This window comes from Streptomyces sp. PCS3-D2, assembly GCF_000612545.2.
Lineage (GTDB): Bacteria > Actinomycetota > Actinomycetes > Streptomycetales > Streptomycetaceae > Streptomyces.
This window is the reverse complement of the sequence record NZ_CP097800.1, coordinates 1712831-1727142: the sequence shown is the minus strand read 5'-3', so window position 1 is coordinate 1727142 and position 14312 is coordinate 1712831. Positions and strand designations below refer to the sequence as shown.

The window sequence follows — 14312 nt, the reverse complement described above, 5'->3', positions numbered from 1 at the left end:
GCCGCCGCCCGCTCAGGTCACCGGCAGGCCGGTCGGCTCCTTGACGCGCTTCATGATGATCTGCGAGTTGACCTCGGTGATGCCGGTGAGGGCGGTCAGCTTCTCGATCCACAGCCGCTCGTACGCCCGCAGGTCCGCGACGGCGATCCGCAGCAGGCAGCCCGGGCTCCCGAAGAGGCGGTAGGCCTCGATGACGTCCGGGATGTCCTGCAGGGCCGCCTCGAAGGCCTCCACCGCCTCCCGGTCGCGGCGCACCTCGACCGAGACGAGCACCTCGAAACCGCGGTCGACCGCCTCGGGGTCGATCACGGCGCGGTAGCCCTGGATCACCCCGTCCTGTTCCAGCTGGCGCACCCGGCGCATGCAGGGCGACGGGGTCAGCCCCACCCGCTGGGCGAGCTCCTGGTTGCTCAGCCGCCCGTCGGCCTGAAGCTCGCGCAAGATATCGCGGTCAATGGCATCCATGGCGCAATTATCACCCGTGTCTTCTCGCCACCTCGGCGGAAGACGCAAGCACATTGCGTACAGATCTCTCTATCATTGCTGCTTTAAGTACATATGTACGAGTGAAGGGTGGCCAGGCAGCATGGGACGGATCGTCGTCATCAGCACCGGCGGCACGATAGCCAGCCGCTGGCAGGGCTCCGGCTTCGCGGCCGACGCCGACGGCAACGAGGTCATCGCCACGGCACCACTGCCGGAAGGCATGACCGTCGAGGTCGTCGACCTGTTCAGCGTGAACAGCCCCCGACTCACCACGGCCCACCAGCTCACCCTCCTGCGCACCGTGCACGAGGTGCTCGCCGACCCGGGCGTCGACGGCATCGTCGTCACCCACGGCACCGACACCCTGGAGGAGTCGGCGTTCCTCGTCGACCTGCACCACCACGACCCGCGCCCCGTGGTCTTCACCGGCGCGCAGCGCCCGATGGGGACCGCCGACGGCGACGGACCGGGGAACCTGTACGACGCGCTGCTCACCGCCGCCACCACCCGCGGGCTCGGCGTCCTGATCTCCTTCGCCGGACGCGTGCACGCCGCGCGCGGCACCGTGAAGACACAGGCCGTGGAACTGGACGCGTTCGCGGACCCCTCCAAGGAACTGCTCGGGAAGGTCGGCTTCGGCAAGGTCACCATCCTGCGCACCCCCCGGCGCCCGGCCGCCCTTCCGCTGCCGGCGATGCCCGAAGTCCCGCCGCGCGTCGACGTGGTGATGCACCACGCCGACGCCGACCCGGTGCTCCTGAACGCCTCCGTCGAAGCCGGCGCGCGCGGCATCGTCCTCATCGGGACCGGCGCGGGCAACGCCACCCCGGAGATCGTCGAGGCCGTCCGGGCCGCCGTCGCCCGAGGCGTGCTGGTCGCCCTGACCACCCGGGTCATGGCCGGGCCGGTCACCGAGATCTACACGCACGGCGGAGCGGTGGACCTCGTGGCCGCCGGCGCCGTCCCCACCGGCACCCTGCGCGCCGGCCAGGCCCGCATCGCAATCCTCTCCGCCCTGCTGTCCACCGAGAACACGGTCGAACAGCTCCGCCTGCTCCGCGAGGCCCTCACCCCGACCGGGTCGGTGCTGGTCGAGGCATGACGGCACGGCCGTGCCCCCGGCCCCCGGCACGCGTCCGGGGGCCGGGGGCACGGCCTTCTCGCAGCACCGCCGGCGGTACGGCCCAGGGGGTTCAGGCGCCCGGGCTCCCGAAGGCCGACAGGATGCGGTCCGCCGCCGACGTCGGGGTCAGCGAGCCCGCCCTGACCTCGGCCTCCAGACCCGGTGCGAGCTCCCGTACGGCCGGGTTCGCGCGGAGGCGTTCGAGCAGCTCGTCACGGACCATCGACCAGGTCCACTCCACCTGCTGCGCCGCCCGCTTCGCCGCCAGCCGGCCCCCCGCGTCCAGCAGCGCGCGGTGCTGCTCCAGGCGGTTCCACACCTCGTCCAGGCCCGTCGACTCCCGGGCGCTGCACGTCAGCACCGGCGGCGTCCAGGCAGCGTCCACCGGATGCATCAGCCGCAGCGCGCCCGACAGCTCCCGGGCGGCGGCCTTGGCGTCCCGCTCGTGCGGGCCGTCCGCCTTGTTCACCGCCAGTACGTCGGCGAGCTCCAGGACGCCCTTCTTGATGCCCTGCAACTGGTCGCCGGTACGGGCCAGCGACAGCAGCAGGAAGGAGTCGACCATGCCCGCCACCGTGGTCTCCGACTGGCCCACGCCGACCGTCTCGACCAGGACCACGTCGTAGCCCGCCGCCTCCATCACGATCATCGACTCGCGGGTGGCCCTGGCGACCCCGCCGAGCGTCCCCGCCGACGGCGAGGGCCGCACGAAGGCCGCCGGGTCCACCGACAGTCGCTCCATCCGGGTCTTGTCGCCCAGGATGGAGCCGCCGGTGCGCGTCGACGACGGGTCCACCGCGAGCACCGCCACCCGGTGGCCGAGCCCCGTCAGCATCGTGCCGAAGGCGTCGATGAAGGTGGACTTCCCCACCCCCGGCACACCGCTGATGCCGATCCGCCGGGTCCGCCCCGCGTGCGGCAGCAGCTCCGTCAACAGGCTCTGCGCGAGCACCCGGTGGGCGGGCAGGGTGGACTCGACGAGGGTGATCGCACGCGCGATGAACGCGCGCTTCCCGTCGAGCACCCCCTTCGCGTACGCCTCGATGTCGATCTTCGGCACCGGCACCCGCCTACAGCTCGTGGCCCAGGTCCGCGGCCAGCCGCGTCACCAGGTCGTGGGCCGCGTCCGGGATGACCGTCCCGGGCGGGAACACCGCGGTGGCGCCCATCTCCAGCAGCGTCGGGACATCGGCCGGCGGAATCACCCCGCCCACGACGATCATGATGTCCTCACGGCCCTCCTCCGCCAGCTGCTCGCGCAGCGCCGGTACGAGGGTCAGGTGGCCGGCCGCCAGCGACGACACGCCCACGACGTGGACGTCCGCCTCGACGGCCTGACGGGCCACCTCCGCCGGGGTCTGGAACAGCGGGCCGACGTCCACGTCGAAGCCGAGGTCGGCGAAGGCGGTCGCGATCACCTTCTGGCCCCGGTCGTGCCCGTCCTGGCCCATCTTGGCCACCAGGATGCGCGGACGACGACCCTCCGCCTGCTCGAACCGGTCCACCAGCGCACGGGTGCGCTCCACCGACGGGGACTCGCCCGCTTCGTTTCGGTACACGCCCGCGATCGTACGGATCTGGCTCGCGTGCCGTCCGTACACCTTCTCCAGTGCGTCCGAGATCTCACCCACGGTCGCCTTGGCGCGGGCCGCGTCCACCGCGAGGGCGAGGAGGTTGCCGTCGCCGCGCTCCGCGGCGTTCGTCAGTGCCCGCAGCGTGCCCTGGGTGATGGCCTCGTCACGCTCCTCGCGCAGCCGCCGCAGCTTGGCGATCTGCTGGGCGCGCACCGAGGAGTTGTCGACCTTGAGGACCTCGATCGCCTCGTCGCTGTCCACCCGGTACTTGTTGACGCCGATCACCGGCTGGCGGCCGGAGTCGATCCGCGCCTGCGTACGGGCCGCGGCCTCCTCCACGCGCAGCTTGGGGATGCCCGCGTCGATGGCCTGCGCCATGCCGCCGGCCGCCTCGACCTCCTCGATGTGCTGCCAGGCCCGCCGCGCCAGGTCGTACGTCAGCTTCTCCACGTACGCGCTGCCGCCCCACGGGTCGATCGACCGGCAGGTCCCCGACTCCTGCTGCAGCAACAGCTGGGTGTTGCGGGCGATGCGCGCCGAGAAGTCCGTCGGCAGCGCGAGCGCCTCGTCGAGGGCGTTGGTGTGCAGGGACTGGGTGTGCCCCTGGGTGGCCGCCATCGCCTCGATGCAGGTGCGCGTCACGTTGTTGAAGACGTCCTGCGCGGTCAGCGACCAGCCCGAGGTCTGCGAATGCGTGCGCAGGGAGAGCGACTTGGCGTTCTTCGGGTCGAACTGCTTGACCAGGCGCGCCCACAGCAGGCGGGCCGCGCGCAGCTTCGCGACCTCCATGAAGAAGTTCATGCCGATCGCCCAGAAGAACGACAGGCGCGGCGCGAACGCGTCCACGTCCAGCCCCACCGCCTGGCCGGCCCGCAGGTACTCCACACCGTCCGCGAGGGTGTAGGCCAGCTCCAGGTCGGCCGTGGCACCGGCCTCCTGGATGTGGTAGCCGGAGATGGAGATCGAGTTGTACCGGGGCATCTTCTGCGAGGTGAAGGCGAAGATGTCGGAGATGATCCGCATCGAGGGCCCCGGCGGATAGATGTAGGTGTTGCGGACCATGAACTCCTTGAGGATGTCGTTCTGGATGGTCCCGGCCAGCTTGTCGGGGGAGACGCCCTGCTCCTCCGCGGCCACGATGTAGAGCGCGAGGACGGGCAGCACCGCGCCGTTCATCGTCATCGACACCGACATCCTGTCCAGCGGGATCCCGTCGAACAGCTGCCGCATGTCGTAGATCGAGTCGATCGCCACGCCCGCCATGCCGACGTCACCGGTGACGCGCGGGTGGTCGCTGTCGTAGCCGCGGTGCGTCGGCAGGTCGAAGGCCACCGACAGGCCCTTCTGGCCGGACGCCAGGTTGCGCCGGTAGAAGGCGTTCGACTCCTCGGCCGTGGAGAAGCCGGCGTACTGCCGGATCGTCCAGGGCTGGTTGACGTACATCGTCGGGTACGGGCCGCGCAGGTACGGGGCCACACCCGGGTACGTCCGAAGGAAGTCCAGGCCCTCCACGTCCCGCCCGGTGTAGAGCGGCTTGACGCCGATGCCCTCGGGCGTCTCCCACAGCAGGTCGGCGGCCGCGGTGCCGGTGGACTCCTTCACCGAGGAGCGCCACTGCTCCTCCGAGATCCCGGCGGCGGCGGTGGGACCGAGCGCCAGCTCGGAGAAATCGGGGATGCTCATGCGGGCACTCCCATCCGGTCGAGTACGGAGGACAGCACGGCGACGGCGTCACAGCCGGCGAAGACGTACTCGTCCACGGAAGCCTCTGCGGTGCCCGGTCGTCCGGCGAGGAAGACCGTCGTGGCGCCCGCGCCGCGCAGCGCGGCGGCCACCGCCGCGGCCTGCTCCTCGTACAGGACGTCGCTGGAGCAGAGCACGGCCATGCCGTCGGCGCCGCTCGCCGCGTACGCCTCGGCGGCCGTCCGCGGGTCCACCGACACCGGGTCGTGCACCGGCTCGACGCCGCCCGCCTGGAACAGGTTGGAGGCGAAGGTGGCGCGCGCGGTGTGCGCGGCCGCCGGGCCCAGCGCAGCGAGGAAGATCCTCGGCCGGGCGCCGGTCTGCGCCAGGTGGGCGTCACTGCGGGCGCGCAGGGCCTCGTACGCCTCGTCCCGCCGTACGCGCGGCAGTCCGCCCGTCGGGGCGGCGGGCGCGGGCTCGCGGACGACGGGCTTCTCCGAGAGCAGCGGGAACTCGCTGACACCGGTGATGGGTTCGCGGCGCTTGGCCAGCTTCCGGGAGCGCTCCGCCCAGGTGGCGGCGAGCCGGTCGGCGACCAGCCCGGAGCGCAGGGCTGCGGCCAGGCCGCCGGCCCTCTCCAGGGTTCGGAAGAACTCCCAGGCTGCATGGGCGAGTTCGTCGGTGAGGCGCTCGACGTAGTAGGAGCCGCCGGCCGGGTCGATCACCCGGGCCAGGTGCGACTCCTCCAGCAGGATGGTGGAGGTGTTGCGGGCGATGCGGCGCGCGAACGCGTCCGGCAGGCCGAGCTCGTTGTCGAAGGGGAGCACGGTGACCGAGTCGGCCCCGCCGACACCCGCGGCCATGCAGGCCACGGTGGTGCGCAGCATGTTCACCCAGGGGTCGCGGCGGGTCATCATCACCGGCGAGGTGACCGCGTGCTGGAGCTGGGCGCCGGCCTCCGGAGCCCCCGAGGCCTCGGCGATCCGGGCCCACAGCCGGCGCGCGGCGCGGAACTTGGCGATGGTGAGGAACTGGTCAGCGGTGGCCGCGTACCGGAACTCGATCTGGCCGAGCGCGGCTTCGACGCTCAGCCCACCTGCGGAGAGGGCGCGCAGGTAGGCGACTCCGGTGGCCAGTGACAGCCCCAGCTCCTCGGCGGCGCTGCCGCCGGCCTCGTGGTACGGGAGGGCGTCCACGGTCAGGGTCCGCACCCCGGGCAGGCCGGCGGCGGCCTCCCGCGCCAGCTCCACGGCGGCGGCCTGGTCCAGTGCCTCGCCGGTCCGTGCCTCGTGACCCAGCGGATCGGCGCCCAGGGAGGCCCGCACGGCCTCCGGCGCCACCGATCGCTCGGCGCACAGGTCCAGCAGCGCGCGGGCGGCCCCCGCGTAGTCGGCTCCGGCGTCCAGGGCGATCGGCGCGAGGTCCAGGTAGACCCCCTCCAGGGCCCGGGCGAGACCATCGACCGGGATGCCGCCGCTGCCCACGGTGAGCCAGAGGGAGGTGACCCCGTTCTCCAGGTCGGCGAGGGCCGCTTCGTTCAGGCGCTGCGGATCGGTGCCCGCGAGGCGCTGGCGCACGTCCCAGCCGTTCGCGGTGGTGCCTTCCGGCCTGCCTCCGCGGACGAAGGGGGCGAAGCCGGGAAATCCGGTGTCGGGCACCGTCCCGTCGGACGGCGCGGTGTACAGCGGGCGGGTGGTGAGCCCGTCCTCGAGTCGGGTGGACAGCGCTTCCTCTGCGGCCTCGCCGGATGCTTCCTTGCCCGACTTGCGCAGTACGCCTTCTACAAGGCGCTGCCACTGCTCATGCGTCGCGTCAGGGAACTCGGCGGCCAGGGAGAGCCCGTCGTCAGGCAGGACCGTCATGGCTCGAATGTAGGGGAGCGCGCTCAGGTGGCACCATACCGGCGGGTGTGATCTCCCCCTCTCGCGCCGTGCCGAGGAGGTCCTGGAACACCCGGCTGAGCAGGACGGTTGCGGCGGCCCGGGCCGGCGCGGCCGGACCCGCCCGGGGGACCGCGATCCCTTTCGGGGGCGCCGCGCACGGTCGGGGGCTCCGGCGCGGCGGCCCGCGGCTCCTCCGGGCGGCCCCCTGCGGAGCGCCCGCCGGCCCGGTCCCGGCCATGACCGCCCGATTGCAGACATCCGACAGAAGGGACGCCGCCCGGCCCCGGTGGCCCGCGGCGCATCCGGGGGGACCGCGTGGCGGGTAGGGCCGGACGGGACTCCGACCGGCTTCGGGCTGCTCCGGGCGCTCCGGGACGGAGGGGCGTCGGCCTTCCGACACCACGGCCCGTCGCCGGGACCGGCGGGCCGTGGTGCCGGACGGTCAGGACGATCCGTACGTGCTGGAGGAGGTGGCTTTCCTGATCGCCCTCCGCGGGGCCTCCGTCAGGGGTGTTCCCGAATGCTCAGGCCGGCAGCGTGTTGCGGTGCGAGCGCCTGCGCGCCGCGCTGAAGAGCGCCTGGATCTGGGCGCCCGACTGCTCGACGTGGGTGAGGGGCGAGGGGAAGGCCAGCCGTACGTCGCGGTGGCCGCGCCGCTCCTCCAGCCGCAGGGTGATCCCGTAGCGGTCCATGGCCAGCGGCAGGGCACGCACGACCGCGGCCGTGGGGTGCGGCCGGACCAGGCGCAGCAGCAGGGTCACGAGGTCGTGGTGGTCGTCGAGGAGGTGCGTGAGCATGCCCGCCTCGTGCGCGGCGAGCGGGTCGGGGTCGGCCCGGTCGAGCTCCTCCAGGCCGACGTGGGCGATCCCGTCGGCGGTCTCCAGCACGGCCCGATCGAACTCCATGCAGACCGACTCGGCGCCGGACCCGGGGGACAGGTCGGAGTGGGGGGTGAGCAGCCGGCCGAGCACGGTGACGCGGGCGCGCACCCGGTCCCGGACGGGGGTGGGTGCGACGTCGGTGAACTCCAGCCGGATCGCGGGCCGGTGTTCCGCGTGGCCGCCGGGCTCGGCGGGGTGCAGGTGCAGGCGGCCCATGGGGTCGCCGCCGTCGAGGTGCCGGACTTCGGTGCGCAGGCCGTCGGTGGTCACCGTCATGGAGTGGGCGGCGGTCAGGACCGACCGGATCCGCTCGGCGGCGGTGGGCAGGGCGGCCGGGGTCGTGGGGTCACCGAACAGGCGCATGCGGATCTCTCCATCGTCAGATGGTTAGGTATGCCTAACCTAACTCATTTCACTTCCGGGGGCACCCGGCACGCTTCGTGTCGCTGTTGGGCTGAACGGGTGAAACGCGAGAGGATGGGGGGATGCACATGAAGCGCGCGGCCGAGGCGGCCCGGTGAGCAGGTACGACGTCACCGATGAACAGTGGGAGGGGCTCGCGCAGGTGGTACCGCTGCGCAGTCGCAACGAGTGGCCCTCCCGGGTGGACCACCGCACGATTCCCAAGTCGCCCGGGGCGGCCGCGGCGGAGCAGCGGCGCTTCGTGGTGATCAGAGTCCAGATCTTCGCGGACGCGCGGGAGGTCGCCGAGTACCTGATCGCGCAGATCCCGGTCCTGCTCGACCTCACCGGCGCGGACAGCGAAGTGGCCAAGCGGATCCTCGACTTCAGCAGTGGGGTGGTCTTCGGGCTGGGCAGCGGGATGCACCGGGTGGATCGGAACGTCTTCCTGCTCGCGCCCGTGGGGACCGAGGTCGAGGGGATCGCGGCCGCGGCCGTCCCCCGATCGTAGGAAGGTCCGTACGAAGTAACGGTTCGCCGGGGCCGCGGGGGGCCCGGCGACCCGTACCGTCCGGCGCATGGACGCCACCGCCGTCGCGTTGGGCGACACCCGTACCGATTCCCCCGCGACCGGACCGGTCGGCGGACCGCCGCCGTTTCCGGCCGCGCCCGCGCCCTCGCCCGCGCCCTCGCCGCCCGACGGGCGGGACGCCCCGGCGGCTCCCCTCCCCGGCGGTCCCGAGGCGGCGTGTTCCGGCGCCCCGGGACCCGGCCCCGCTGTCACGGCGGCCGATCCCACGGTGGCGCCGCTTCCGGCCGACCCCGCTCCGGCTTCTCCGCAGGCGGCCCGCCGCGGCGGCGCCCGGCCCGCCGACGCGGCAAACCGGCCCCCGCATCTGCGTCCCGTCGTCACTGAGTTGCGACTGTCCGCCTTCGGGCGGCACCGGGGCGCGGCCTTTCCGGTCGGGTCCGTCACCCTCTTCGCCGGCCCGAGCGGCAGCGGCAAGTCCCAGGTCCTGGCCGCCTACGAGGCGTTGGCCGGGCTCGGCGCGGGCGCCACCGTCGAGGAGGCATTCCCCGATCCCGCCGCCCGGATCCCCGAAGGGGCCCTCCCCGACGCCCAGCACCGGCGCGGGTTCCGCCTCGGGTGCACGGTCGACGGGCCCGCCGGTCCGGTCCGGCTCGACCTCGCCGTCCAGGCCGAACCCACCCTGCGGATCGTCGGGGAACGGCTCACGCAGGACGGGCAGATCCTGTTCGCCACCGCCCTGCGCGACCCCGGCCGGCGTTCGGTGCAGGCCGCCTGGCTGACCGGCGGCGCCGTCGGCGTCACCCGGGCCCCGCTGCCCGACGATCGCCTCGGCACCGCGCTGCTCCCGCTGCGGGTCGCGGGCTCCACGGCCGGCCAGCGGAAGGTGCTGACCGCCTCCGAGCAGGTGATCGTGGCCCTGCGCTCGGTGTTCGCCTGCGACCCCCGCCCGGAGTGGATGCGCGCGCCCGTCCCCCGGGGCGAGGGCCGGCTGCTGGGCGACTGCGCCAACCTGGCCGACGTACTGCGCCGTACCCGCCACGAGTGCGGTACCCGCCACGCCCTGCTGGCCGAGGCCGCCCGTACCGGCTGCGCGGGACCCGTCGCCGCCCTGGACGTGAGGGCTCCCGAAGGCGGCGCCGTCACCGCGGTGCTGGACCGCGGACCCGGCCGGCCCGCCACGGAACTGGCCCGGCTCGGCGCGGGCGAACTCCGCTTCCTGGCACTGGCGCTGGTCCTGCTCACCGGACCGGGCGTACTGGACATGGACCCGGCCGCCGAACTGCTCGCCGCGCAGCAGGCGCTGACCGTGCTGGCCGACGGCCTCGACCGCGACCTCGACGGCAGGCAGGGCGCCGAACTGCTGCGGCTGGCGCTGCTGTCCTGCGGCCGGGGCCACGTCCGGCTGGTGGCGGCCGTGGGGGAGGGGACCGCGGCCGCCGCCCGCCACTTGCCGGGCGTATCGGTGGTAGACCTGTCGGCATGAACGAGACGCAGGAGTCCCGGCAGCCCGAACGGCCCCCCGCGGAACGGCTGGACCTGTTGCAGCGCAGGCTCGTGCAGTTCGCGGCGGCGCGCGGCTGGCAGCCGTACCACACGCCCAAGAACCTGGCGGTGGCGCTGAGCGTGGAGGCCTCCGAACTGGTCGAGATCTTCCAGTGGCTGACACCGGAGCAGTCGGCGAAGGTCATGGAGGAACCGGACTCCGCCCATCGCGTGGCCGATGAGGTCGCCGACGTGCTCGCGTATCTGCTGCAGTTCTGTGAGGTTCTCGGGGTGGATGTGCTGGATGCGCTCGCCGCGAAGATCGAGAGGAATGAACTGCGCTTCCCCGTAACGGGTGGTCCGACACCGAATCGTCACTCTTCGGAGTGATGGACTCTTCCACAATCACGATTCTGTCCACATTTTCCGAATACCCCTGGCTTTACCGGCCTGTTGCCCTCACTCTGGGTAGTGGTGAGGACGGCGGGATGTCGTGCGGACGGGGGACGGCACATGGATGCGGTACGGCTCATCGCGGCCGGCCGGCACGCGCTGGCACAGAGCGGGGCTGCGTGGGACATCGTGGGCGAGGCCTGGCAGGCCCAGGCGCTCGCACAGGGAATCGGGAGCTGGCTGGCGGTCACCGGGCCGCCTGAGCTGAGATCGGAGGCGCGGGGACTGGGGGAAGCGGGTGGCAGAGGATGCGGGGTACTGGACCGGGCGGCCCTGCGCGGCGAGGGCAGCGCGCCCGAGTACCCGCCGCGAGCCGCACAGCTGAGCGTGGTGGCGGATGTCCGCCAGGTGCTCCTCGGGCTCCAGGCACTCCTGGGCGAAGTGGGGATAGCCCTGGTGGGGGTGGCCTGCGGCACGGACGACGAGGCCCTGTACTGGCAGTGCATAGAGTCGATCGATGCGGCTGACGAGTCCAGCGACCGGGTGCGGGCCATCCTGCGCCGCATGACGGTGCGCGAGCGGGGGTCCGCCTCGGGCGTGGCCTGAGCCGGACACGGCCCGGCACGGGCGGTGGAGACAGCGGCACGGGCCGGGTCCCGCCGTGCGCGACGGGACCCGCATGGTCAGGAGGACCGGTGGAACGGGCGCTCGCTCCCGGCGGTGCGGTCCGCGGAGGACTGCAGATCGGCGTCGAGCTGCGAGAGGTCGGCGTTCAGCGCGGCCATCAGCTCCTCCATCTGCTGCAGCAGGCCCTTCGGGGCGCCGCCGCTCTGCGCGGGCGCAGCCGACTCCTGCCGTGCGTCGTGTGCGTCGTGTGCGGCCTGTCCGGTCCAGCCGGTCTGTCGGGGGGTCTGCGGCACGGCCTCGTGGGACATGGCGGCCTCCTCGGCCCTGGCCCTTCCGAGGGGAAGGGGGCGGTGGACGCACCGGCGAGAAGCCGCCGGCGCGCGGGCCGGGCGGTCCGGCTCCGTCCGGGCAAACGATCCCGGTCCGGGCCGGTCACTGAGGGCGCAGGGCATCGACACGTCCGGTTGACGAAGATTCACCCTGGCGGGGCGGGAGGGGCAGGATGGAAGGTATGGATCTTCGCATTTTCACCGAGCCCCAGCAGGGCGCGAGCTACGACACCCTCCTGACCGTCGCCAAGGCCACCGAGGACCTCGGCTTCGATGCGTTCTTCCGCTCCGACCACTACCTGCGGATGGGAGCCGCCGACGGCCTGCCCGGCCCCACCGACGCCTGGATCACCCTCGCCGGGCTGGCCCGCGAGACCACAAGGATCCGTCTCGGCACCCTGATGACGGCCGGCACCTTCCGGCTGCCCGGCGTCCTGGCCATCCAGGTGGCCCAGGTCGACCAGATGTCCGGCGGCCGCATCGAGCTGGGCCTGGGCGCCGGCTGGTTCGAGGAGGAGCACAAGGCCTACGGCATTCCCTTCCCGGCGGACCGGATGTCCCGGCTGGAGGAACAGCTGGCCATCGTCACCGGGCTGTGGGCCACCGCGCCGGGCGCCACCTTCGACTACACGGGCGTCCACTACCGGGTGGAGAACTCGCCCGCGCTCCCCAAGCCCGCCCAGCACCGGGTCCCGCTCCTCGTGGGTGGCCACGGGGCCAGGCGCACCCCGCGTCTCGCCGCGCGGTACGCCGACGAGTTCAACATGCCCTTCGCGTCGATCGCCGACAGCGAGCGGCAGTTCGGCCGGGTCAGGGAGGCCGCAGTGCAGGCCGGTCGGAAGCCCGACGACCTCGTCTACTCCAACGCCCTCGTGGTCTGCGTGGGCAAGGACGACGCCGAGGTGGCCCGCCGGGCCGCCGCCATCGGCCGCGACGTGGACGAGCTCAGGGCCAACGGCCTGGCCGGCTCCCCGGCCGAGGTCGTGGAGAAGATCGGCGCGTACGGCGCCGTCGGCTCCTCCCGCGTCTACCTCCAGCTGCTCGACCTCGACGACCTGGACCACCTGGAGCTGATCTCGGCCCGGGTGCTCCCCCAGCTCCACTAGCGGACGGGGAAAGCGATGCCCCTCGCGACGGGCCCGCTCGCCGAGGCCCTGGCCCACCGGACCGTCGTCCTGGACGGCGGGCTCAGCAACCAGCTCTCCGCTCAGGGCTGCGACCTGACCGGAGGTCTGTGGACCGGCCGCGTCCTCGACGAACGGCCGGTCCAGGTCGAGGCCGCCCACACGGCGTACGCCCGGGCCGGCGCCGAAGTGCTGATCACCGCCGGCTACCAGGTCGGCTATGAGGCCTTCGCCGCCCGGGGCCGCGACCGCGACGCCACCACGGCGCTGCTGCACCGCAGCGTCGTGCTCGCCGCCCGGGCGGCCGAGGCCGCCGACCACGACGTTTGGGTCGCCGCGTCGGTCGGCCCGTATGGAGCGGTGCTCGCGGACGGCTCCGAGTACCGCGGCCGGTACGGGCTGAGCGTGCGCGAGCTCGCCGCGTTCCACCGCCCCCGCATCGAGGCCCTGCTCGCCGCGGGCCCCGACGTGCTGGCCGTGGAGACCCTCCCCGACCCGGACGAGGCCGAGGCCGTGCTCACCGTCCTCGCCGAGACCGGCGCCCCGGCGTGGCTGAGCTACACCGTGGCGGGCGGCCGCACTCGGTCCGGGCACCCGCTGCCCGAAGCCTTCGCGCTCGCCGCGCAGTCCCCCCAGGTCATCGCCCTCGGGGTCAACTGCTGCGACCCCGCGGAGGTCCTCCCCGCCCTGGAGGCGGCCGCCGCCGTCACCGCCAAGCCGCTGCTGGCCTACCCCAACGACGGCTCCGTCTGGGAGGCGGCCACCGGCACCTGGCGGGCGCCGGAAGTCATGCCCCCCTGGCCGACGGACGCCTGGCGCCGTACCGGGGCCCGGCTGATCGGCGGCTGCTGCCGCATCGGGCCCGACCGCATCGCGGAACTGGCCCGGCAGGGCGGGCGGTCGGGCAGATGACGGCGACTGCTCAGCTTTCGCAGCCGACGCCGTCGCCGTCGCGGTCGAGGTGGCGGCCGTAGCCGGGCTCGCCCCGGTGGATGGGGGCCGCGCCCGCCGCTCTGACGGCAGCGCAGTTCCGGTACGAAATGCTCCCGCCGCCGCTGCTGCCCGTCCCGTCGTCCGGTGCCGGGGCGCTCGTCGGAGCGGCCGTCCGGGCGGGCGCGGGGGTGGGCGGCGCGGGGGCGACGGGCTCCGGTCGCAGGTTCGTTCCGGGTGCCGCGGGGCAGCCGGTGCCCGGCGCCGCCAGGTGCACGACCGGAGCGGCGCTCTGCGGCACGAGCGCGGTGCCTGCCGCCACGTCCTGGAAGCAGACGAGCCAACTCCCGTGATCGGTGGGGAGGGTGACGTCGTCGTAGGCGCTCAGGGCCTTGAGTTCGCCGCCGGTCAGATCCGCCACCGCCTTCTCCGCCTGTGCATAGGGCCATCCGACGGTGGAGGGCATCTGCGGTGCGGCGCTCGGCGTGGGTGTCGGCGCGGGCGTCGGGCTACTGCTCGGGGCGGAAGGGGCGGAGGCCGCCGCAGCGGCTTGGGGTGCGGCCTCGGTCCCGGTCTGCTTCGGCGGGTCCGGCAACAGCGGTATCAGGAACCAGACGCCGGACAGCACGGTGGCGAGGATCTTCTGCGATCGCTTCCACTGGCTCGTCCAGGCGAGCGCGATCCCCGCGGGCGGCAGCAGGACGAGCGCCGTGATGACCGTCGCGGGATGCTGCCACCAGCGCCGCGGGGGCCTGTGCGGGGGTGGGGAGGCGTAGGTGTGCGGTGGCGGGTACATGGCGCTCCTGGAGGCTGAACACGGTGCGGAGCGCGGAGCCTACCGAGAAGGTTGAAGATCGTACTTG

Annotated in this window: 14 protein-coding genes; 7 read left to right on the top strand and 7 right to left on the bottom strand. The window is 73.4% G+C overall.

Translation table 11 applies throughout. The features are described 5' to 3' along the window. Window positions 1-12: 12 nt before the first annotated feature. Window positions 13-465, bottom strand: coding sequence for an Lrp/AsnC family transcriptional regulator (locus AW27_RS07185; RefSeq protein WP_037915130.1), 453 nt, complete (start codon window positions 463-465; stop codon window positions 13-15). Between the two features lie 121 nt (window positions 466-586). Here AW27_RS07185 and AW27_RS07180 point away from each other — a divergent pair, with 121 nt between their 5' ends. Then, window positions 587-1588: an asparaginase gene (locus AW27_RS07180; RefSeq protein WP_037915133.1), complete on the top strand. Its 1002-nt coding sequence runs from the start codon at window positions 587-589 to the stop codon at window positions 1586-1588. Window positions 1589-1679: 91 nt separating this feature from the next. Here AW27_RS07180 and meaB read toward each other — a convergent pair whose 3' ends face one another. The 4 genes from meaB to AW27_RS07160 all read right to left on the bottom strand — a co-directional run bounded on the left by meaB (window position 1680) and on the right by AW27_RS07160 (window position 7993). Further along, window positions 1680-2669, bottom strand: coding sequence for a methylmalonyl Co-A mutase-associated GTPase MeaB (gene meaB / locus AW27_RS07175; protein ID WP_037917687.1), 990 nt, complete (start codon window positions 2667-2669; stop codon window positions 1680-1682). A gap of 10 nt (window positions 2670-2679) precedes the next feature. Next, entirely contained in the window at window positions 2680-4866 is a 2187-nt protein-coding gene (gene scpA, locus AW27_RS07170) for a methylmalonyl-CoA mutase (protein ID WP_037915136.1), read from the bottom strand. Then, window positions 4863-6728, bottom strand: coding sequence for a methylmalonyl-CoA mutase family protein (locus AW27_RS07165; protein ID WP_037915139.1), 1866 nt, complete (start codon window positions 6726-6728; stop codon window positions 4863-4865). The genes scpA and AW27_RS07165 overlap by 4 nt, the downstream gene beginning before the upstream one ends. Window positions 6729-7273: 545 nt before the next feature. Next, the gene (locus AW27_RS07160; RefSeq protein WP_037915142.1) at window positions 7274-7993 is read right to left on the bottom strand and encodes a DUF2470 domain-containing protein; all 720 of its coding nucleotides are present in this window, start codon (window positions 7991-7993) and stop codon (window positions 7274-7276) included. Between the two features lie 154 nt (window positions 7994-8147). Here AW27_RS07160 and AW27_RS07155 point away from each other — a divergent pair, with 154 nt between their 5' ends. The 4 genes from AW27_RS07155 (at window position 8148) to AW27_RS07140 (ending at window position 11045) form a co-directional block, all read left to right on the top strand. Continuing rightward, window positions 8148-8543, top strand: coding sequence for a cell division protein SepF (locus AW27_RS07155; protein WP_030031705.1), 396 nt, complete (start codon window positions 8148-8150; stop codon window positions 8541-8543). Window positions 8544-8610: 67 nt separating this feature from the next. Further along, window positions 8611-10047, top strand: coding sequence for an AAA family ATPase (locus AW27_RS07150; RefSeq protein WP_236647422.1), 1437 nt, complete (start codon window positions 8611-8613; stop codon window positions 10045-10047). Further along, the gene (locus tag AW27_RS07145) at window positions 10044-10436 is read left to right on the top strand and encodes a nucleotide pyrophosphohydrolase (RefSeq protein WP_052029986.1); all 393 of its coding nucleotides are present in this window, start codon (window positions 10044-10046) and stop codon (window positions 10434-10436) included. Before AW27_RS07150 ends, AW27_RS07145 begins: the two co-directional genes overlap by 4 nt. A 123-nt stretch (window positions 10437-10559) precedes the next feature. Next, window positions 10560-11045 carry a DUF6099 family protein gene (locus tag AW27_RS07140; RefSeq protein ID WP_037915147.1) on the top strand — a complete coding sequence of 162 codons (486 nt, stop codon included), beginning with the start codon at window positions 10560-10562 and terminating at the stop codon, window positions 11043-11045. Window positions 11046-11122: 77 nt separating this feature from the next. Here AW27_RS07140 and AW27_RS07135 read toward each other — a convergent pair whose 3' ends face one another. Then, window positions 11123-11374 (bottom strand): hypothetical protein, encoded by a 252-nt coding sequence (locus AW27_RS07135; protein ID WP_037915150.1) that lies wholly within the window; start codon window positions 11372-11374, stop codon window positions 11123-11125. A gap of 203 nt (window positions 11375-11577) precedes the next feature. Here AW27_RS07135 and AW27_RS07130 point away from each other — a divergent pair, with 203 nt between their 5' ends. Both AW27_RS07130 and mmuM read left to right on the top strand, forming a co-directional pair. Continuing rightward, window positions 11578-12501, top strand: a complete 924-nt coding sequence (locus AW27_RS07130; protein WP_037915153.1) for an LLM class F420-dependent oxidoreductase — start codon at window positions 11578-11580, stop codon at window positions 12499-12501. A gap of 15 nt (window positions 12502-12516) precedes the next feature. Further along, window positions 12517-13431, top strand: a complete 915-nt coding sequence (gene mmuM, locus AW27_RS07125; protein WP_037915156.1) for a homocysteine S-methyltransferase — start codon at window positions 12517-12519, stop codon at window positions 13429-13431. A 10-nt stretch (window positions 13432-13441) separates the two neighbouring features. Here mmuM and AW27_RS34370 read toward each other — a convergent pair whose 3' ends face one another. Continuing rightward, the gene (locus tag AW27_RS34370; RefSeq protein ID WP_052029987.1) at window positions 13442-14245 is read right to left on the bottom strand and encodes an excalibur calcium-binding domain-containing protein; all 804 of its coding nucleotides are present in this window, start codon (window positions 14243-14245) and stop codon (window positions 13442-13444) included. Window positions 14246-14312: the final 67 nt, after the last annotated feature.

Excerpts from the sequence above, each read along its gene's own strand:
- AW27_RS07185 (WP_037915130.1), bottom strand. The coding sequence starts at position 465 with ATGGATGCCATTGACCGCGATATCTTGCGCGAGCTTCAGGCCGACGGG.
- AW27_RS07180 (WP_037915133.1), top strand. The coding sequence starts at position 587 with ATGGGACGGATCGTCGTCATCAGCACCGGCGGCACGATAGCCAGCCGC.
- scpA (WP_037915136.1), bottom strand. The coding sequence starts at position 4,866 with ATGAGCATCCCCGATTTCTCCGAGCTGGCGCTCGGTCCCACCGCCGCC.
- AW27_RS07165 (WP_037915139.1), bottom strand. The coding sequence starts at position 6,728 with ATGACGGTCCTGCCTGACGACGGGCTCTCCCTGGCCGCCGAGTTCCCT.
- AW27_RS07160 (WP_037915142.1), bottom strand. The coding sequence starts at position 7,993 with ATGCGCCTGTTCGGTGACCCCACGACCCCGGCCGCCCTGCCCACCGCC.
- AW27_RS07150 (WP_236647422.1), top strand. The coding sequence starts at position 8,611 with ATGGACGCCACCGCCGTCGCGTTGGGCGACACCCGTACCGATTCCCCC.
- AW27_RS07145 (WP_052029986.1), top strand. The coding sequence starts at position 10,044 with ATGAACGAGACGCAGGAGTCCCGGCAGCCCGAACGGCCCCCCGCGGAA.
- AW27_RS07140 (WP_037915147.1), top strand. The coding sequence starts at position 10,560 with ATGGATGCGGTACGGCTCATCGCGGCCGGCCGGCACGCGCTGGCACAG.
- AW27_RS07135 (WP_037915150.1), bottom strand. The coding sequence starts at position 11,374 with ATGTCCCACGAGGCCGTGCCGCAGACCCCCCGACAGACCGGCTGGACC.
- AW27_RS07130 (WP_037915153.1), top strand. The coding sequence starts at position 11,578 with ATGGATCTTCGCATTTTCACCGAGCCCCAGCAGGGCGCGAGCTACGAC.
- mmuM (WP_037915156.1), top strand. The coding sequence starts at position 12,517 with ATGCCCCTCGCGACGGGCCCGCTCGCCGAGGCCCTGGCCCACCGGACC.
- AW27_RS34370 (WP_052029987.1), bottom strand. The coding sequence starts at position 14,245 with ATGTACCCGCCACCGCACACCTACGCCTCCCCACCCCCGCACAGGCCC.